Consider the following 17219-nt stretch of genomic DNA (forward strand, 5'->3'; position numbering starts at 1 on the left):
GTTCTTAGATGTTTTTCATCTCTCCTTCTTCAAGAAGATACCATGTTCTATCACTTTCTTGAAAAAGATAAATGTAATCTGCCAGGGTATCCTCTGCCAATTGACTGATGTCACCGATGAAACGATGTTGCTGGGCATTCCCCTGTAAGTCATCGTGTTCAATTTTGTCAAGACTATCTTCAAGCTGAATGATATCACCTTTCTGAAGTAATGCACGAATTTCTTTGCTTGATTTAAAGTGTTTCTTCAGAAGTTCCCCAGTGTATTCTGGATATCCTTCATACGCTACCTCGATTGTTTGTGCTGTATGGTTTTTCGTCAATAATCCAATCCGTGCTTTTGTTGCCATTGTTTTGTTCCCCTCTTCTTTTTGTAGTCACATATTACCGTAGAAGCAAGGACTTATCAAGTCATTTTGGCGATATTATCAACTATTTTTTGAACACTTTGAATAGAAAAAGCACCTCCGCTTTGAGATGCCAATATTAGTTCACATCATTATCTTCTGCGATATCTCTCAATAATGCATCAATGTTAGAAGTACCATGTAATACTCGAAGTACAGTTACAACCTCTCCAACAAAACGATAAAATATAACATAGTTTTTAACAATAAGTTTTCGAATCACAATACCCTCACTCTCAAACCCTTCAAGAATAGGACAACGTTCTGGAAACGTTGATAAGGATTTGATGGATTGTTCAAAGAGATGGATATTTTTATCTGCTGTTAAGGGTGATTGTAGCTCTATCGCAATAAAGCGATAAATGGCAGTCAAATCGTCACTGGCTTGTTTTGTCAATCTCACGGGATATTCAATCATTAATTTACCCCTTTAATACCTTTGAAAAAATCTTCCGCCAATATCGTTTCTTCATGATCCGCTGAGTGATAGCTCTGCACCAACAGGTCTTTCAATTCACCAGCAGACAGTGGTGAGACATCCACAGAAGAAGGTGCTTGTGGTAAGGCAATATCAAACGGAATGCTTCGTGTCATAGAAACCTGCTTTAATAGTAGGGTAATCAATGTAGACATAGGCATTCCAAGCTCTTTCAAGACACTTTCTGCATTTAATTTATCATCCGAATCAACACGTACATTTAAAGTGGCTGTTTTTCCCATACTACTTCTCCTTTGAATTTTGTACTGCAATTGTAACGTATTTTGCTTTATTTTGTCAACTAAAAACTCAATATACCACGTTCATCATAAACACTTCCTTCTTCGGTTTGGTGACGAATACAACGGTCCAGCCCCATAATGAGTGCAACAATACCGTCAATCTTCTCGACTGACTTTTCCTTATCAGGCTTAATATTGCCAGCAGGGTCTTGTCTCATGACTACGTTTTGTCCCATCCATTTCAGAACTGGATGCCCACCATGTTGAATCTTGCCTTCCATCATAAGTTTATAGAGTTCCTTTGATGGTGGACTCATATCCTTGTATCCCTGACCGAAAGGCACCATGGTCAAGCCCATTCCTTCTAGATTCTGAACCATCTGTGTCGCATTCCAACGGTCATAGGCTATCTCCTTGATATGATAGATTTCCGATAAATCTTCTATAATCTTTTCGATAAAACCATAGTGAACGACATTACCCTCTGTAGTTTTGATGTAACCCTGACGCTCCCAAATATCATACATAACATGGTCACGTCGGCATCTCAGTTCCAATGTATCCTCAGGTAGCCAAAAGAAAGGTAGAACGATATAGTTTTCCTCTTCAAATCTAGGAGGGAACACCAAGACAAAAGCTGTTATATCTGACGTACTAGAAAGATCTAAACCTGCATAACAGCTACGACCCTTGAGACTTTCATATTGGATGGGATCATTTCCCTTCGCATAAACATGTTCTGGAATCCAAGCAACACTTGAGCTTGTCCACATATTTAGACGGAGCTGCTTAAATACATTCTCTTCTGCAGGATTGTCTAGTGCCTGTTGGTAGGCTTCTCTAACTCGGTCAATCCCAATAGTATGCCCTAGTGAAGGGTTGGCTTTGAGCCAGTTGGCTTCATCATTCCAATCATCTTCATCTGATAAACCATAAACCACTGGATAGAAAGATGTGTCTTTCTTTCTACCATTCAGAATATCCAATGCTTTGGTATGTAATTCATAACAGATAGAGTTTCTATCCGTTCCAGCTGTTGTGATAATAAAAAAGAGGGGTTGTTCCCTTGCGTCTCCTGACCCCTTGGTCAATACATCATACAAATGACGATTAGGTTGGGCGTGGATTTCATCAAAGACCAAGCCAGATACGTTTAGTCCATGTTTTGTCCCAGTCTCTGCAGAAAGAACTTGGTAAAAACCAGCGTTAGAATAATTTACAATACGCTTGGTTGCTCCCATTATCTTTGAACGCTTTTCCAAAGGGCGACTCATCTGCACCATTTGCTTGGCTACATCAAACACGATTGACGCTTGGTTTCGGTCACAAGCCGCACCATAAACTTCTGCACTGGCTTCATTATCCGCATATAGTAGATAAAGAGCGATAGCTGCCGCTAGCTCTGACTTGCCATTCTTCTTTGGAATTTCTATGTAGGCTGTCAGGAATTGACGGTTGCCATCTTCCTTGACAATTCCAAATAGGTCACGGACAATCTGTTCCTGCCACGGCAACAAATCAAATCGCTTTCCTGCCCACTTGCCTTTGGTGTGGGAGAGGTTATTGATAAATGTTACTGCCCTATCAGCCTTTGCCTTATCATAGTGTGAGGTTGGGAGCATGAATGGACTTGGTTCATAATGATAGCTCATAAAATTCCTCCTAACAAATCTTCCATTTCATCACCAGTACCAACTTCTGAATCCATCGTTGCTAGACGGTTACGTGCTGAAGGTGTCAAACCAAATTGTTCACAGAATTTAAGCATGATTTTGAGGTTGGTCTGGCTGATAGAGACTTGAGGGACTTGTTGGAGATAGCCATTCGGAGTTTTGATAATGGAGCCATGCTTGGAAAGGAACTCTTCCGCCTCTTTCCAGCGAGCGTAAGCTTGACAATAACCTGCAAATGCAGTCATGTCCATTTCGGTTAAAATTCCCATCTGTTCGAGAATTTTTCCCATCCGTTTCCACTCCTTCTTTGCATCATCTTCAAGCCACTGTGGGCAACGTGGGGCTTTTTGTTTGGGTTTGACTTCATTCGTAGGGAGTGGTCGCTTACCAGGATTTCCCTCTAGTATTTTCATATTCGTAGGCTTGGGTTTTCGCCCCCTGATTGCCACAATCTCACCTCCTTTAGAGTAAGAAAAAAAGAACTCAATTCGAGTTCCTTCTTAAAGTTCATTAAAGTTATCAAGAACAGCCTGACAAACTGTTCTATCAATGTCGTCCATGTTATCTATTTCATTCCCATATCTATATTGGTAGATATATTCACCATCACGTTTTATTGTCAGTATACTAATCCATGCACCGTCTATATTCCTTGGGTCTGTTGTGTCTTCACGGAGAAACTCACAAACGTAATGTCTGTCTTCAACCGTTCGAGTCATAATTTCCCACATCTCACATTACCTTTTCTACGATATCAATTCCATACAAAACATTTAGGCAACTGCCATTTTCCCACTTAACTAAGAGTGAACCAATGTCATCCACTCCAATAACTGTACCAAGTGTTCCTTTAGGAACTGGATGTGGGTCATCCATTTTTACTAATCTAACCTTAGTCCCAACAGGATAGATTGTCTTTAGGTTATTGAATATTTTTGCATCCATGTTATTCTCCAATCTTTTCAAATGCCCACTTAACTGCATGTCCAAAGTCTTCGAATGTTCCTGCTTCTTGATAAATACGGTCAAATCTGCGTTCGAAGTTATCAAACTCTTCAAGACTATCAACCGTTTCGTAAATCTCAACTTCTGTTCCTTTATATCCATTCGATGCAACGATGACCCAATCTTTGTAAGGAATGATACTTGCGGTTGCTAGGTAGATTTCGTAAAGTTTTTCAAGTGTTGTTGTCATGGATTTGTTCTCCTCTTCCTTTGTTGTGTACATATTAACTCTTAAGGAGACATATATCCAGTCATTTCTCGATTATTTTGAAGATATTTTCGATAATTCTTCGCTCGCTAGAATGGCACACCCAATGGCATAGACAACTGTTACCGTCACTCCATTTCCAGCTTGTTTATACAGTTGGGCATCTGAGTTTACTGCTTGAGCTTTCTCGAATAAATCATCTGAAAATCCTTGTAGACGAAAACATTCTCGAGGGGTTAAACGTCTGATTTTTACAACTCGATCATTCCAAACCACAGCACCCATTTGACCACCACAGGAGAGGTTATGGGCAATTCCCTTCCCAACTCTTGCTCGTCTCGTTGGAGAGTTTGGATAGGATAAATCCACCGAATCTCCAACCTCTGCAACTTGATAACCTTGCTTCGTACCATTTCTGACCTTGATGCCTTCAAGAACACCATGGCGGTCTTGAGAGGTCAATGTGAACATTGGCTCATCCTGTTCCTTGAGCCTACGTCCATTTTGACGTTTGTTGATTCGATTGGGTGTCAGAATGGGTTGTATTTCGAGTACTCCAGAATTCATCGCAGTCCGTTTTGTAGCTCCAGCAGTATATCGTGCAGTGATACAACGTGCCTCATCTGTCAACTTTGGTTCTGTCAAAGATTGGTCAATTAGATAAAGACCTGTTTTAGCACCTAGTCCTCCACCCTCACCAACAAGAGTTGTGGCAATTCCACTAGGGTCGTAGACACGGTAGCTTTGCATACCACCTACAAGTTGCTTAAGATGGCTACCGCTTTCTCCGCTGATAGGTAGTACTTTTCGTCGACCTCTACTTCTAAGATGTCCGAGAGTGTAGATGCGTTCTCGATTTTGGGGAACTCCGTAGTCTTTTGAATTGAACACTTGCCACTCAAGGTCGTACCCTGCTTCATCCAAGATAGAGAGATAGTCGAGATAATCTCGTCCCCCGCCACTTGATAAAAGTCCCTTAACATTTTCAAGGAGTATCCACTCGGGTTTATCTTCTTCCTCTTGGCTTTGGAGGAGGTCAACAAATGTAAAAAAGAGTCCACTTCGTTCACCGTATAGTCCTGCTCGCTTCCCTGCGATAGACACATTTTGACAAGGGCTTCCCGCAGTCCATAAATCTGCTTTTGGAAGTTGTGTTGGGTCAATGCTTGTGATGTCGTCATGAAACCATTCTCCTTTCGTGTCATACATTGCTTCATAAGATTTTCGTGCAAACTTATCCTTTTCACAGTAACCGATACATTTGAAACCAGCTAATTCCAAACCACGACGAAAACCACCCACACCTGCAAAGAAATCAAGAAAAGTTAAGGTCATACCGTCTCCTCCCTATAATTTGTTAAAGCGAATGACTTATAATTCCTACATATTTTCTCAACTTTATTACGAATCCAGTTTGGTACTTCAGGAACTTTGTTATAACGACCGTACTCACCAAACAACAATTCAATGCCAACATTCCTAGCTTGGGTTGCCTCTAGGAATGTATCATAATAACCCAGGTGAATATCACGTTGAGAGATTTTGATTCTGGCACGATATTTTTGTCTTGGTTTATAATAACTAACCCCTGTTACTCCAGAAGTATTATTTGATTGTAGACCTTGATTTATTTGGTTTTGTTGATGCGTACAAAAACGAATATTCTCAGAACGATTATCAAAGGTATCTAGATTAATGTGGTCGATTTCATATCCATGGCGATGACCAAATAAGTAACGATGAAGATATTTGCCTTTCGCACAAATAATGTACGACTTTGCATCTTCATCGTTACTTTTATTTCGGTAGAAGTTAATATCTTCTATAAGTGAGAATCTGTCTCTATCAAACCTAAATTGAGTGCCATCTTTCAAAGTTCCTATACCAATTGAACCAATAAATGAATAGTGAACATTAGACATTACATCCCCCCTAACTGTTTCACTGCTTCTTCATAACTGATTGATTGACCTTCACGGACTACCGTCACATCTGTATTGTCCGTTGCTTCCATGTAGCGTTTCACAATGACATCCACAAACTTCTCATCAAGTTCAATCCCATAACAGATACGTCCTGTCTGGTCTGCCGCAATGAGGGTTGACCCAGACCCAAGGAAAGGATCCAATACCAAAGTCCCTCTCATGGATGAATTTTGAATAGGGTAAGCCATGAGCTGAATCGGCTTCATGGTTGGATGGTCTTTGCTGGACTTAGGACGGTCGTATTCCCAAATGGTCGTCTGTTTACGGTCACTGAACCATTGGTGTTTGCCTTTTTGACGCCACCCGTATAAGACTGGCTCATGTCGCCATTGATAAGGACTACGTCCAAGCACTAATGAGTTCTTCTTCCAAATGCAACATCCACTGAGATAAAAACCAGCATCCTTAAATGCCTTACGGAAGTTCAATCCTTCCGTATCCGCATGAAATACGTAGATTGAGGCGTCGACTTCCATGTGGTTCTCAACTTGAGTAAACATAGCTAAAAGAAACTGATAAAATTCAGAATCACCCATATTATCATTTTGAATTTTACCTGCCGTCTTTTCAACATCGCAATTATACGGCGGGTCTGTCACAACAAGATTGACTTTCTTATCACCTAAAAGTTGGTCGTAGGTTTCTGCCTTAGTTGAGTCACCACAAATCACTCGGTGTTTACCAAGTTGCCAGACGTCCCCACGTCTTGCTACTGTCGGTTTCTTCAACTCCTCGTCCACATCAAAGTCATCTTCAGATAACTCCTTGTCATGAATGTTGGAGAGAATGTCATCAATTTCTGGTGGTTCAAAACCAGTCAGGTCGAGATTGAAATCCGACTCCTGTAAATCCAAAAGCAAATCCGCCAAAAGCTGGTCGTCCCATTGACCGGTGATTTTGTTAAGGGCAATGTTTAGGGCCTTTTCATCTTCCTTGGATAAATCGACAATAACACATTTGGCAGTTTCATAGTCTAAGTCCTTCAATACAGTTAATCGTTGATGGCCACCAATAACCGTCAAATCTTTATTGACGATGATGGGGTCAACGTAGCCAAACTTGAGTAGGCTTTGCTTAATCTTTTCATATTCCTTGTCACCCTTTTTGAGTTTTTTTCGAGGATTGTAAGAGGCTGGGTGTAGTTCAGATAATCGAATCTCTCTAATTTCCATTGTTGGTTGACTTGTCATTGATTTCTCCTTTATAAAAGCGTGATTGGATGTAACACGAATGGCTACAATATTTTCTATTTGGATTAGCATAAGATAAAAATGACCTGCCACAATGTTGGCAAGTCAAATCTTCATATGCAGTTTTTGATTTGTCGTGTTCGTCAGAATGAGTTGTCCACCAAACCTTACGACATTTATCCGAACAGAACTTCTTTGGTCTACCTATTTTGTGAGTTTTAAGTACTTGATAACACTGAGGGCAACGAAGTCCATCATTCTGGTCGGCTTTTGCCATCTGCTTTGTCGCAGCACCATGTCCAAGCAATTCTGGATTTCGTTTACAGTATTTCTTAACGGAATCTCTAGATAAACCTGTAACCTTACCGATGAAACCATAGCCAAGACCTTCTGCGCGCATTTTCCAGATTTGTTTACGTTGACTTTCGTCCATTTGTTTTCCTTTCCAGCAAAAAAGGACTAAAAACAACTATTTTCACCATTGTTTCTAGCCTTTTTCACTATTTTATTACCAAAATTACATACTAGGGAACGCTACATCCCCACATTAGAAACGTGATAACGGTGGGAAGGAACGTCAAAATTGAGCAATTTTAATGTACCCGCTTGCGAATTTTGCGAAATTGCACGTTTGAGGGGGCGTCGGTCTTAGTCTCCCAAGGGTTTAGAGATTTCATCCCCCCTCCCCCAATGGGTGAAAAATGAGATACTTTTGTAACGAAACTCCAAGACTAAAATCGATACGTATACTCCACATATCGGTCAGTCGTCTTGGTCTTTCTATCATGACAAGACTTACAAAGTGCTTGCCAGTTAGTTTGATTCCAAAAGAGTTCTTGGTCACCTCGGTGGGGTGTGATATGGTCAACAACAGTTGCCTTGGTCAGTCGACCTTTGGCTTTGCATTGAACACAGAGTGGATGAACTTTTAAGTAACGAAGTCGTGCTTTGGTCCACTGGCCATTGTATCCTTTTGCTTTGGTTGACTTGGCATCCAGTTGGTGGTTTACTTTATGGTTCGCACAATATTTCTGTCCATATGGTACTAAGTTTGGACAACCATTTTGTTTACAAGGTGTGCTTGGTCTTCTTGGCATCTTACTTCTCCCAAGGAAGATAGGCTTTCGTGAAATGCCCGACGCAAGATGTTTTGGTGTAGTCTACATTCAAGAGATGAAGTTCCTTAATGATCCCTTGTGGTGTTAAATCATACCGTTCACGAATCATTCCTTCCATTTGTTGTGTGGTGTAGCGACTGGTTCCAAAGGTTTCTACATGCACCGACACTGGTTCTACAACTCCAATGGCGTAGGCTAATTGTACTTCACATCGTTTCGCATACCCTTCACGAACAATATCCTTGGCAATCTTTCGTGCCATGTATGCTGCGGAGCGGTCAACCTTGCTTGGGTCTTTTCCAGAGAAGGCACCCCCACCATGATGTGCGAAACCACCATATGTATCTGCAACAATCTTACGTCCAGTAACTCCTGCATCCGCAAATGAACCACCAAGAACAAAACGTCCAGTTGGATTGACTAGAACGTTGAAATCTAGATTCTGATTGTAACGAAGAGCTACTGCCATCATAGCCTCAGTCACAATTCGCTTCACTTTGGCTAGGTCTACTGTATCTGCATGTTGGATGGAAACTAAGAAGGTGTCAATCCGTTTCTTCTCATATTCGTAGGATACCTGTGCCTTAGCGTCCTTTCCAAGTATGGGGTGGCCAAGTGACATCAGTTTCTCAAGGACTCGAGTGGCTAGAACATAAGGAAGGGGTAGGTACTCAGGTGTTTCATCTGTCGCATAACCGAACATCATTCCTTGGTCACCAGCACCACCATTATCAACACCTTTGGCAATATCAGAACTTTGGAGTCCAAGTAGGTTAGTTACCCGAACATTCTTCATACCAAGTGGCTCGACAACCTGACGTACAATGTTCTCGAGATTAAAGTAATGTCTAGTTGAAATTTCACCAGCTACCACAACTTGGTTATCCTTGATTAAGGTTTCAACTGCCACTCGACTTGATTTATCATACTTGAGACACTCCGTCAAAATGGCATCTGAAATCTGGTCACAGATTTTATCTGGGTGTCCAACCGACACTTGTTCACTAGAAATAATCATAATTCCTCCACGCAAAAAGCCCAACCCTTGGGCTAGGCTTTGGTTTATTTTACTGATTGTCGGCCTGCTTCGTAGGCTCTCTCCAATGCTCTTTTGATTCCCCAAACCGAAACATCGTAGAAATCAAGGTTGTCACTCCAACGTTTTTCCAAAGTTTCAACTAGTAGTTCTTCTTTAGCAATCTCTGTTAAAAGGGCATTGAGTTTTTCTTCTTGGCGTTTTGTCATTGTATTGTTCTCCTCTTCTTTTGTTGTGTACATATTAACTCTAAAAAGGAGATATATCCAGTCTTTTCTGCATTAATTTAAAGATATTTTAAACAGTTAAAACCAACAAAACCGCCTCAAGAATGGCTTCACGATTTTCTGTTTCAGGATAGATTTCCCATCCTCTGTCGTAAGAAACGATTGTTTCTTCAGCTACTTCAATATCTAATTTGAAAACACATCCAAGGTCAATTCCAACTTCTGAAGGTTGGGGACTAACCTTGGCAATGTAATCCACTTTTTGTCCTTGATAATCAATCCGTCCGTCAGTCCACATGGTTATTCTCCTTTGGTTTTTCTAGGTGTATATTACCCTATCAGCCAAAGAATATCCAGTCATTTGAGGGAGATTTTTATCTATTTTGACACTTACAATTCTACCACAAATTTTGACAAAGTGAGGTCAATGTTGGGTCACACTTAGTGCAGGGGTAGGTTACTGGTAGGTTAGGGAGAGGTCAGGGAGAGGTTACTTTTCCAAAGAAAATCCCATTTTCAGATAAACTTCCCTAACATGGTCTAAGACCTTACGTCGCCAATTTCTAACAGTACTTCGGCTAATATGAAACTCTCTCATCAAGCTATCCCAATTACTATCTGTCTTAAGCATGGATTGAGCAAAATCATATAAATCTCCCTTTAGAAATTTTAAAGCCATCTCAAAATTATCAAGGTCATTAGCCAATCGGATATACCGCTGAGATAAATCTGCCAATTGTTCCTCGTTTTCCTGAATCATCTTCTCACGAAAATTCAGTGCAATCATCTCTGATCGTCGATTGGTAGGTGTACTTTTAACCCTAGGTTCATCAGATTTCTCAAAAACTAGCGAACCAATAACCTCATTTTCTGTCACTGGTTTAAAATGATCCAAACGATACTTTAACATCTCCAAGTCACTTTTAAGTTCATTGTAATGCGTCAGAATGTGCTCTGCCTTATCCATCTGCTCCTCCTACTTGTGCTTTTACAGCTTCAATCAGCCGTTCTTGTTGTGCATCTTTGTTTTCTAGTGCCTTGAGGATTTCCTCATCAATCGTTCCTTCAGTCACAATGTGTTGGATAACAACTGTTTCAGCCTCCTGGCCTTGACGCCAAAGTCGTGCATTTGTTTGTTGGTATAGTTCCAACGACCATGTTAAACCAAACCAGACCAAGTTGTGACCACCTTTTTGGAGGTTCAACCCATGACCTGCTCCAGCTGGATGAAGTAAGCCAACTGGGACATTTCCCTTGTTCCATTCACGAATATCTTCTTCTGTTTTCAACACCCGACTCTTTACCCTGAGTTTTTCTAAACGATTAATAATCCGAGCTAAGTCATGTTTGAACCAATAGGCAACTAAGACAGGTTCTCCATTTGCGGATTCAAGGATATCTTCAAGGGCATCTAGTTTCTGTTCATGTAATGCCACAACCGTATGATCATCAGTATATACGGCTCCATTGGACAACTGAACTAACTTGTTCGTCAGGCTTGCAGCATTGGCGGCAGTCACTTCTAATCCATCTAACTCTGACATTACATACTCTTTCTTAAACTGACTGTACTTTTCTTTTTCCTTTTCTGACATACGCACCAGTTTCTTGGTTGAAATCAATTCAGGCATATCCAGATAGTCTAATGCTTTCATGGAAATGGTAATATCACTAATCTTGTCTTGAATTTGACACTCCGCATAGTCCATGGGGATGTATTCATAGACAATGTTTCCGTTGCGACGACCTTCTTCAAAGTAACGACTACGAAACTCACCAATGAATCGACCAAGGCGTTCTCCTCCGTCAATGACTTTAAACTCTGCAAACAAATCCATTAGTCCGTTTGAACTTGGTGTTCCAGTCAACCCAACGATACGTTTCATGTAAGGACGCATTGCCATAAAGGCTTTGAAACGCTTGGACTGCCAAGACTTGAAAGAACTCAATTCATCAATCACTACCATATCCCACTTGAAATAGGGACTACATTGTTCCACCAACCAAGGAAGGTTTTCACGATTGACAATATAGATATCCGCATCTTTCTGGAGAGCTACTTTTCGTTGCTTGGGAGTTCCCACAATTTTCGAATACCGTAAGTGACGCAACTCCGCCCATTGCTCAATCTCATCACTCCATACTGTATTTGCGACTCGAAGTGGGGCAATAACTAAAACCCTAGTGACTTCAAATCTATCAAACATCAATTCATTCACAGCGGATAATGTTGTAGCCGTCTTCCCCATCCCCATGTCTAGGATGACTGCTGCATAAGGGTGACCTATGATGAAGTCCTTGGCGACTACCTGATAGTTATGTAATGTCAATTTCATCTAGCACCTCTCCAATCATCTCAATTCGGTCAATAACGTAAACCTTGAAACCTAACCGCTCGAACAGTTTATGCCTTGACACTTGCAACATCCTTGGCTTTTGGTCAGGAGCTTTTACTTCCACCAAGCCAAACTTGCCATTGGGTAAAAACACCAAGCGATCTGGCACACCAGAAAAGGATGGTGATACCCACTTAGGACAAATCCCTCCACGCTTTTTCACTTCAATTACTAACTTCTGTTCAACAATTTTTTCTCTCATAACTGATCCTTTCGTCAAAACATCGCCAAGGTAAAAGTGCAGGTCAAGGTAGTCAGTTCCTTAACTTTCCTATATATTTTTTTATTCTTTTTATTTTTTCTTATATACAAGTTATAGAAATGACCTTCTAGACCTGCACTTTGAAAATCCCCTATGGCAACTTTTGTATGTGACCTTCTAGACCTGCACTTTTGACCATTAATGCAGGTCGTGACAATCCATTTCAAAACTCTCTACAGTTTTCAAAAAGAATAAAAATAAGATTTTGAAATGAGTTTACTTTTCGCCTATCACGACCGTCACTACTATTCCTTGGGTGAGTATGACGATCTGCACCGACTGTCACGCCTTAATTAAGAAAATCATCGTCTTCTTTCAGTCGTAAACCTTGAACAATCATTCCTTTACTTGTCTTTTTCTTGGTGAAACCAGCGTTAGCTAGGGCAGTATAAAAATCTGTTGTGCTGCGCGTGTACTCATTTACCTTTAAGCAATAAGTACGGTAAGTGGAGTATAGTTCTCCCGACTTCTCCGTGAAAGTAGCGTCAACATCGCAACAATCTGACAAGAACTGCCCCATCCAATCGTTTGCTTCACGGTAGGCAGCTACCGATTCTTGAACGACCTTTGGCAAAGTAAACTTGAAGTGAGCTTTGACGGATTTTTCTGCCCCTTCAATAATCCAAGTCATGATGGCTGGTGCTGCTTCATCGTAAAGGTAGTCCGCAAAATTCTTGACATCACTACGACCAGTAATCTTGGCATTGAAAGGAATGACAATCAGACGTCGCCAAATCCCATCATCGTTCGCTCCAACTTTAGGAAGGTGGTTAGTGTAAAGCACTAGCGTATGAGATGGGACAAAATGAAACGGTGCTTTGTACTTCTTCTCAGCCAAGATTTCATCAGTAGAACAGAGCTGTTTCACCATGGAGGTATTTAACCTCATGCCCTCACTCATCTCTGATGCAATGATGAGGCGTTTGCCTTTTAGTTCAGCCATTTCTGGACTGACATTACGACGAACACTCATAGTAAGCGCATCGGCAGACAGTTTGCCTGAATAGTTCCCAAGCACTCTTGCGATAGTGTTCCAGAAGGTAGACTTACCGTTCGCACCACTGCCGTAAGCAATAATGAGATGCTCTTGATAAACCTTACCGATGGCTGCCATACCAACCACCATCTGAACGTAGTCAATCAATTCTTGATCCCCACAGAAGAAGGTGGCAAGCGTCTCCAACCACAAACCTTTTCCTTTATCACTTGGAGAGGCTGTCGCCATTTTAGTCAAATAATCTGATGACACATGGTCTTTAACACCAGCTAGTCCTTTTGACAGGTCGATTGTGGCATTAGGTGTGTTCAGCAACATTTCATTATTATCAAATTCAGAGACACTCATCCGAACCATGTGCTTGGCAGTTTTGACAATAGCTGAGAGGTTGCGATAATCTCGGTACTTCATGACAAATTTATGGAAATCAAATGCCCTCTTATACTCCTTGAAAGCAGATGATTGTACTGGAGTGTCTATCGCCTTTTCTAGTACCTTAAGCCCTTTAAAAATCAACTCCTCTGGAATCCCTGTCTGAATCAGTTTTTTGGTTTTATCTTCCAAATCACCATTCGCAACCTCTAGCTGCTCATCTAAGAATGTATGAACTTGACGCATGGCTAATTGCTCATCCTCTACCCAGTATTTTCCGTTATAGGCTAGGTAATCTGTCTCACGTGTGAAGGCAATCCTATCTCCAAACTCACGAGCTAGTAAACCCGCTTCACCAATATCAGTAAAATCATCTGGACGCATCGCTTCATTATTGAAAACATCAGGTGCCACATAGCCTTTGGAGTTCTGAATCGTATTATTGTAGAATCGAACGGCACTACCCCAGATGGTGTCTAACTCCGCCTTATCTAGAGGAGGAACACATTTTTGAGCTTGTTCATCAAAGCCATCTCTTGCTTCTTTCGTTACTCCCAAGCGTTTTAGGATCTTAGCTGCAAATACAGACATCGTTGAATTACGACTCCCTTGCTGGATTGGTCCACTTGTAGGAGTATAGAAGTCTGCATCGAAATCTTCCTCATCATCAATAGACACAGCTTGAAACAAATCTTCATCAATAGTTAGCCATGAATCATGCCATATAACCTGTGCATTGGGATTTCCAAAGAAAAACCTTGCCGCATCCTTGGCATGATCATCAAAAAACTTGTATTGATTACAGAGTTCTTCCTTCATGGCTACATAAATATCTTTATCAGTTACCTCATTGATTTGGAAATAAATATGAAATTTTGGTCTTGGAGCTTTTCCTGCCTTAGCCTGCATATGACTTCGACTAGTTACCAAGGCAAAGTTATAATCCGCAAAGATTTCTTTTAGTCTCTCTACAGCTATCCACTCTTCTGGATTTTCAGAATGGTCATTATCAATATCCATGACCAGTACATCTGACTTGATGAAATTGGCATTTGAGCGTGTATTGTTTAAAAACAGCCCCGCCACATGGTCGAATTGCACAACAGTTTGTAGCGATATTTCATCAGTAATAGCTACTTGATTGGGGTAGACAGTGGTTGTCTGAACCCCAGTCTGTCCTGAATGAGATAAGGTAAATTGCATTATGCACCCTCCATATTTTTGCAGTATTTTTAGAAATATATCTTCTTAACTTACTAAGTAAGAATCTGACAAATCTTTCCGCTCTCTCAGAAAAAATTATTCAAAAAAATAGAAGTTTCCTATTAAATTGCACAGGAAACTTTTTTGATACTCAAAATTTTTTCAAATCTAACGGAAAAACATCACTTGGTTCTACTTAGTAATGTGTAAGGGATATGGCTAAAAAAAATCTCTTACAAAGTGGAAAAATTAATCAAAACCTTACTTAGTAAGATAGGAGGACCAAATATGGTAAACGAACCATACATCAAACCTGATGAAAACGTAGCTGATACTCTCATCGCTATCAGCGTCATCTCAAAACTACTCGCTCGGAAAATTATGGAGGAAGAAAACAATGAGCAAAATGAAAGAACTGAATAGACTAATTCATGATATGGAAGAAACTGCAAAGTACTACCTTCGATTGGTGGATGAGTTCAAAAAACTCCTATCTACTGATGATGAAACAGTACCTAAATCAAATCCACCAAAAAATGAACTACAAAAGGAAATTCAATTGGAGGATGTCCGTGCAGTCCTTGCAACAAAGGCAAAAGATGGCTTTAAGAATGAGGTTCGTGCTCTTCTAAATGCATACGGTGCTTCTTCTCTATCAGCTCTTGACCCTAAACACTTTGCGGCAGTCCTTGAAGAAGCTGGAGGGATTGGTAATGACTAACCACGCCATTCTATCTGCTTCTGCATCACATCGTTGGTTGAACTGCCCACCTTCCATTCGGTTAACAGAAGATATGCCAGATGTAAACTCTGAGTTTGCCCTTGAAGGTACGGATGCTCACGAGTTATGTGCTTATCTAGTCGAGAAAGCTTTAGGTAGGAATGCGCGTGATCCAACTGAGGATTTGGCATTTTACAACGATGACATGCAGAATTGCGCAGAAGAATACCGCAACTATGTCATGGAGCAAGTTGAGAAAGCCAGAGGCTACTCTCGTGACCCTACAGTTCTTATCGAACAACGACTGGACTTTTCTAAGTGGGTACCTGAAGGATTTGGAACTGGAGATTGCCTTATTGTGGCAGATGGACTTCTTCAGGTTATTGATTATAAGCACGGACTTGGTGTTCTAGTTGATGCAGACCATAACCCACAAATGATGTGTTATGCCCTAGGTGCTCTTGAGATGTTTGATGGGCTTTATGATTTCGATAAAGTCACCATGACCATCTTTCAACCACGAAAACATAACATATCTACCTTTGAGATAGAAAAGACTGAGTTGCTTGAATGGGCTGAAAATGAACTCGCTCCAAAAGCTGAACTTGCATTCAAAGGTGAGGGAGAAATGGAGTCTGGTAAACACTGCCAATTCTGCAAACTCAAGAATGTCTGTCGCAAACGTGCTGAGGATAATTTGGCACTAGCTAAGATGGAGTTTGCAAAGCCAGAAACACTAGATAACGAGGACATTGCAGAGATTTTGCCTAAACTAGATTTGTTGATTTCATGGGCAAATGACATCAAAGCATATGCTTTAAATCAAGCGACCGAAGGACATCACATCCCAGGATACAAACTGGTTGAAGGTCGCTCTGTTCGTAAATTTTCAGACGAAGCTGCCGTGAGTCAAGCTGTGATTGAAGCTGGCTTCGACCCTTACGAGAAGAAACTGCTCACTATCACTGCCATGACCAAACTCCTCGGCAAGAAAACCTTTAATGACCTCCTTGGTGGTCTCATAATAAAGCCAAGTGGTAAACCAACACTCGTTCCAATTGACGATAGCCGTCAAGAGATGAACCTAGCCAAACATGAATTTAAAGAGGAATAACTATATGACAACTAAAGTAATTACAGGACCAAACACTCGCTTCAGCTACTTAAATGCCAATGAGCCCAAGTCAATTAACGGTAGTATTCCCAAGTACAGTGCCTCACTCATCATCCCAAAAGAGGATACTGTCACCATTAACAAAATCAATGCCGCTATTGAGCAAGCATACAAAGAAGGTGAGTCAAAACTCAAGGGCAACGGTAAATCTGTACCTGCATTATCTACTCTAAAAACTCCACTTCGTGATGGTGACCTTGAACGCCCGGATGATGAAGCATACAAAAATGCTTACTTTGTGAATGCCAACTCTCCACACAAACCTGGGGTGGTTGACGGAAATCGTCAAGAAATCATTGATACATCAGAATTGTATTCAGGCATCTACGGACGTGCTTCTATTACCTTCTACGCATTTAATTCCAATGGCAATAAAGGGATTGCTTGCGGTTTGAATAACTTGCAAAAATTGCGTGATGGCGAGCCCCTCGGTGGTCGCACTCGTGCTGAAGATGATTTTGCGACAGAAGACGATGATGACTTTTTGAACTAGAAAGAGAGAATTAGATTAATGATGTATACTATT

At 40.9% G+C, this 17219-nt stretch carries 24 protein-coding genes; 4 read left to right on the plus strand and 20 right to left on the minus strand.

The window, feature by feature from the left end; translation table 11 throughout:
• Positions 1-4: 4 nt before the first annotated feature.
• The 20 genes from P7J58_RS04025 to P7J58_RS04120 form a co-directional block, all read right to left on the minus strand.
• A complete protein-coding gene (locus P7J58_RS04025) occupies positions 5-349 on the minus strand; it encodes a hypothetical protein (protein ID WP_014636338.1) in 345 nt (114 codons plus the stop codon).
• A 136-nt stretch (positions 350-485) separates the two neighbouring features.
• Entirely contained in the window at positions 486-824 is a 339-nt protein-coding gene (locus P7J58_RS04030; protein WP_014636337.1) for a type II toxin-antitoxin system RelE/ParE family toxin, read from the minus strand.
• On the minus strand, positions 824-1126 hold the full coding sequence (locus tag P7J58_RS04035; protein WP_014636336.1) for a type II toxin-antitoxin system RelB/DinJ family antitoxin: 303 nt from the start codon (positions 1124-1126) through the stop codon (positions 824-826). The genes P7J58_RS04030 and P7J58_RS04035 overlap by 1 nt, the downstream gene beginning before the upstream one ends.
• Before the next feature lie 59 nt (positions 1127-1185).
• Entirely contained in the window at positions 1186-2778 is a 1593-nt protein-coding gene (locus P7J58_RS04040) for a terminase large subunit (RefSeq protein ID WP_105256851.1), read from the minus strand.
• A complete protein-coding gene (locus tag P7J58_RS04045; RefSeq protein ID WP_003058374.1) occupies positions 2775-3248 on the minus strand; it encodes a phage terminase small subunit P27 family in 474 nt (157 codons plus the stop codon). Before P7J58_RS04045 ends, P7J58_RS04040 begins: the two co-directional genes overlap by 4 nt.
• Positions 3249-3299: 51 nt before the next feature.
• The gene (locus tag P7J58_RS04050; RefSeq protein ID WP_024407634.1) at positions 3300-3530 is read right to left on the minus strand and encodes a hypothetical protein; all 231 of its coding nucleotides are present in this window, start codon (positions 3528-3530) and stop codon (positions 3300-3302) included.
• A gap of 1 nt (position 3531) precedes the next feature.
• Positions 3532-3744, minus strand: coding sequence for a DUF4314 domain-containing protein (locus P7J58_RS04055; protein ID WP_024407635.1), 213 nt, complete (start codon positions 3742-3744; stop codon positions 3532-3534).
• Between the two features lies 1 nt (position 3745).
• On the minus strand, positions 3746-3994 hold the full coding sequence (locus tag P7J58_RS04060) for a hypothetical protein (protein WP_024407636.1): 249 nt from the start codon (positions 3992-3994) through the stop codon (positions 3746-3748).
• A 72-nt stretch (positions 3995-4066) separates the two neighbouring features.
• Positions 4067-5347 (minus strand): DNA cytosine methyltransferase, encoded by a 1281-nt coding sequence (locus P7J58_RS04065; protein ID WP_024407637.1) that lies wholly within the window; start codon positions 5345-5347, stop codon positions 4067-4069.
• Positions 5344-5934, minus strand: coding sequence for an HNH endonuclease (locus P7J58_RS04070; protein WP_024407638.1), 591 nt, complete (start codon positions 5932-5934; stop codon positions 5344-5346). Before P7J58_RS04070 ends, P7J58_RS04065 begins: the two co-directional genes overlap by 4 nt.
• The gene (locus P7J58_RS04075; RefSeq protein WP_024407639.1) at positions 5934-7187 is read right to left on the minus strand and encodes a site-specific DNA-methyltransferase; all 1254 of its coding nucleotides are present in this window, start codon (positions 7185-7187) and stop codon (positions 5934-5936) included. The genes P7J58_RS04070 and P7J58_RS04075 overlap by 1 nt, the downstream gene beginning before the upstream one ends.
• A complete protein-coding gene (locus P7J58_RS04080) occupies positions 7159-7620 on the minus strand; it encodes a hypothetical protein (protein ID WP_024407640.1) in 462 nt (153 codons plus the stop codon). The genes P7J58_RS04075 and P7J58_RS04080 overlap by 29 nt, the downstream gene beginning before the upstream one ends.
• A gap of 298 nt (positions 7621-7918) precedes the next feature.
• Positions 7919-8284 (minus strand): HNH endonuclease, encoded by a 366-nt coding sequence (locus P7J58_RS04085; protein WP_029180477.1) that lies wholly within the window; start codon positions 8282-8284, stop codon positions 7919-7921.
• Between the two features lies 1 nt (position 8285).
• Positions 8286-9323 (minus strand): methionine adenosyltransferase, encoded by a 1038-nt coding sequence (gene metK, locus P7J58_RS04090; protein WP_408572555.1) that lies wholly within the window; start codon positions 9321-9323, stop codon positions 8286-8288.
• A gap of 44 nt (positions 9324-9367) precedes the next feature.
• Positions 9368-9550 (minus strand): DUF6900 domain-containing protein, encoded by a 183-nt coding sequence (locus P7J58_RS04095; protein WP_014638129.1) that lies wholly within the window; start codon positions 9548-9550, stop codon positions 9368-9370.
• An 88-nt stretch (positions 9551-9638) separates the two neighbouring features.
• Entirely contained in the window at positions 9639-9866 is a 228-nt protein-coding gene (locus P7J58_RS04100) for a hypothetical protein (RefSeq protein ID WP_029180475.1), read from the minus strand.
• Positions 9867-10058: 192 nt separating this feature from the next.
• A complete protein-coding gene (locus P7J58_RS04105; RefSeq protein WP_029180474.1) occupies positions 10059-10535 on the minus strand; it encodes a hypothetical protein in 477 nt (158 codons plus the stop codon).
• Positions 10528-11904, minus strand: coding sequence for a DEAD/DEAH box helicase (locus P7J58_RS04110; RefSeq protein ID WP_024414185.1), 1377 nt, complete (start codon positions 11902-11904; stop codon positions 10528-10530). The genes P7J58_RS04105 and P7J58_RS04110 overlap by 8 nt, the downstream gene beginning before the upstream one ends.
• Positions 11885-12166, minus strand: a complete 282-nt coding sequence (locus P7J58_RS04115) for a VRR-NUC domain-containing protein (RefSeq protein ID WP_024411454.1) — start codon at positions 12164-12166, stop codon at positions 11885-11887. The genes P7J58_RS04110 and P7J58_RS04115 overlap by 20 nt, the downstream gene beginning before the upstream one ends.
• Positions 12167-12515: 349 nt before the next feature.
• Positions 12516-14798 (minus strand): phage/plasmid primase, P4 family, encoded by a 2283-nt coding sequence (locus tag P7J58_RS04120; RefSeq protein ID WP_024411455.1) that lies wholly within the window; start codon positions 14796-14798, stop codon positions 12516-12518.
• Positions 14799-15086: 288 nt separating this feature from the next.
• Here P7J58_RS04120 and P7J58_RS04125 point away from each other — a divergent pair, with 288 nt between their 5' ends.
• The 4 genes from P7J58_RS04125 to P7J58_RS04140 are packed head-to-tail and all read left to right on the plus strand — an operon-like array spanning position 15087 to position 17186.
• Positions 15087-15221: a hypothetical protein gene (locus P7J58_RS04125; protein ID WP_256547040.1), complete on the plus strand. Its 135-nt coding sequence runs from the start codon at positions 15087-15089 to the stop codon at positions 15219-15221.
• A complete protein-coding gene (locus P7J58_RS04130; protein WP_024411456.1) occupies positions 15196-15519 on the plus strand; it encodes a hypothetical protein in 324 nt (107 codons plus the stop codon). The genes P7J58_RS04125 and P7J58_RS04130 overlap by 26 nt, the downstream gene beginning before the upstream one ends.
• A complete protein-coding gene (locus P7J58_RS04135; protein ID WP_024411457.1) occupies positions 15512-16633 on the plus strand; it encodes a DUF2800 domain-containing protein in 1122 nt (373 codons plus the stop codon). The genes P7J58_RS04130 and P7J58_RS04135 overlap by 8 nt, the downstream gene beginning before the upstream one ends.
• Before the next feature lie 4 nt (positions 16634-16637).
• Complete coding sequence (locus P7J58_RS04140) at positions 16638-17186, plus strand: DUF2815 family protein (protein ID WP_024411458.1); 549 nt, start codon at positions 16638-16640, stop codon at positions 17184-17186.
• Positions 17187-17219: the final 33 nt, after the last annotated feature.

It is taken from the genome of Streptococcus suis (assembly GCF_046032535.1).
In the GTDB taxonomy this organism is placed as follows: Bacteria; Bacillota; Bacilli; order Lactobacillales; family Streptococcaceae; genus Streptococcus; species Streptococcus suis_AK.

What these genes read in the sequence shown, in the direction of transcription:
- P7J58_RS04110 (WP_024414185.1), bottom strand. Translation starts at nt 11,904, where the DNA reads ATGAAATTGACATTACATAACTATCAGGTAGTCGCCAAGGACTTCATC.
- P7J58_RS04115 (WP_024411454.1), bottom strand. Translation starts at nt 12,166, where the DNA reads ATGAGAGAAAAAATTGTTGAACAGAAGTTAGTAATTGAAGTGAAAAAG.
- P7J58_RS04080 (WP_024407640.1), bottom strand. Translation starts at nt 7,620, where the DNA reads ATGGACGAAAGTCAACGTAAACAAATCTGGAAAATGCGCGCAGAAGGT.
- P7J58_RS04105 (WP_029180474.1), bottom strand. Translation starts at nt 10,535, where the DNA reads ATGGATAAGGCAGAGCACATTCTGACGCATTACAATGAACTTAAAAGT.
- P7J58_RS04095 (WP_014638129.1), bottom strand. Translation starts at nt 9,550, where the DNA reads ATGACAAAACGCCAAGAAGAAAAACTCAATGCCCTTTTAACAGAGATT.
- P7J58_RS04120 (WP_024411455.1), bottom strand. Translation starts at nt 14,798, where the DNA reads ATGCAATTTACCTTATCTCATTCAGGACAGACTGGGGTTCAGACAACC.
- P7J58_RS04085 (WP_029180477.1), bottom strand. Translation starts at nt 8,284, where the DNA reads ATGCCAAGAAGACCAAGCACACCTTGTAAACAAAATGGTTGTCCAAAC.
- P7J58_RS04070 (WP_024407638.1), bottom strand. Translation starts at nt 5,934, where the DNA reads ATGTCTAATGTTCACTATTCATTTATTGGTTCAATTGGTATAGGAACT.
- metK (WP_408572555.1), bottom strand. Translation starts at nt 9,323, where the DNA reads ATGATTATTTCTAGTGAACAAGTGTCGGTTGGACACCCAGATAAAATC.
- P7J58_RS04130 (WP_024411456.1), top strand. Translation starts at nt 15,196, where the DNA reads ATGAGCAAAATGAAAGAACTGAATAGACTAATTCATGATATGGAAGAA.
- P7J58_RS04060 (WP_024407636.1), bottom strand. Translation starts at nt 3,994, where the DNA reads ATGACAACAACACTTGAAAAACTTTACGAAATCTACCTAGCAACCGCA.
- P7J58_RS04140 (WP_024411458.1), top strand. Translation starts at nt 16,638, where the DNA reads ATGACAACTAAAGTAATTACAGGACCAAACACTCGCTTCAGCTACTTA.
- P7J58_RS04050 (WP_024407634.1), bottom strand. Translation starts at nt 3,530, where the DNA reads ATGTGGGAAATTATGACTCGAACGGTTGAAGACAGACATTACGTTTGT.
- P7J58_RS04040 (WP_105256851.1), bottom strand. Translation starts at nt 2,778, where the DNA reads ATGAGCTATCATTATGAACCAAGTCCATTCATGCTCCCAACCTCACAC.
- P7J58_RS04025 (WP_014636338.1), bottom strand. Translation starts at nt 349, where the DNA reads ATGGCAACAAAAGCACGGATTGGATTATTGACGAAAAACCATACAGCA.
- P7J58_RS04075 (WP_024407639.1), bottom strand. Translation starts at nt 7,187, where the DNA reads ATGACAAGTCAACCAACAATGGAAATTAGAGAGATTCGATTATCTGAA.
- P7J58_RS04055 (WP_024407635.1), bottom strand. Translation starts at nt 3,744, where the DNA reads ATGGATGCAAAAATATTCAATAACCTAAAGACAATCTATCCTGTTGGG.
- P7J58_RS04135 (WP_024411457.1), top strand. Translation starts at nt 15,512, where the DNA reads ATGACTAACCACGCCATTCTATCTGCTTCTGCATCACATCGTTGGTTG.
- P7J58_RS04100 (WP_029180475.1), bottom strand. Translation starts at nt 9,866, where the DNA reads ATGTGGACTGACGGACGGATTGATTATCAAGGACAAAAAGTGGATTAC.
- P7J58_RS04125 (WP_256547040.1), top strand. Translation starts at nt 15,087, where the DNA reads ATGGTAAACGAACCATACATCAAACCTGATGAAAACGTAGCTGATACT.
- P7J58_RS04035 (WP_014636336.1), bottom strand. Translation starts at nt 1,126, where the DNA reads ATGGGAAAAACAGCCACTTTAAATGTACGTGTTGATTCGGATGATAAA.
- P7J58_RS04030 (WP_014636337.1), bottom strand. Translation starts at nt 824, where the DNA reads ATGATTGAATATCCCGTGAGATTGACAAAACAAGCCAGTGACGATTTG.
- P7J58_RS04065 (WP_024407637.1), bottom strand. Translation starts at nt 5,347, where the DNA reads ATGACCTTAACTTTTCTTGATTTCTTTGCAGGTGTGGGTGGTTTTCGT.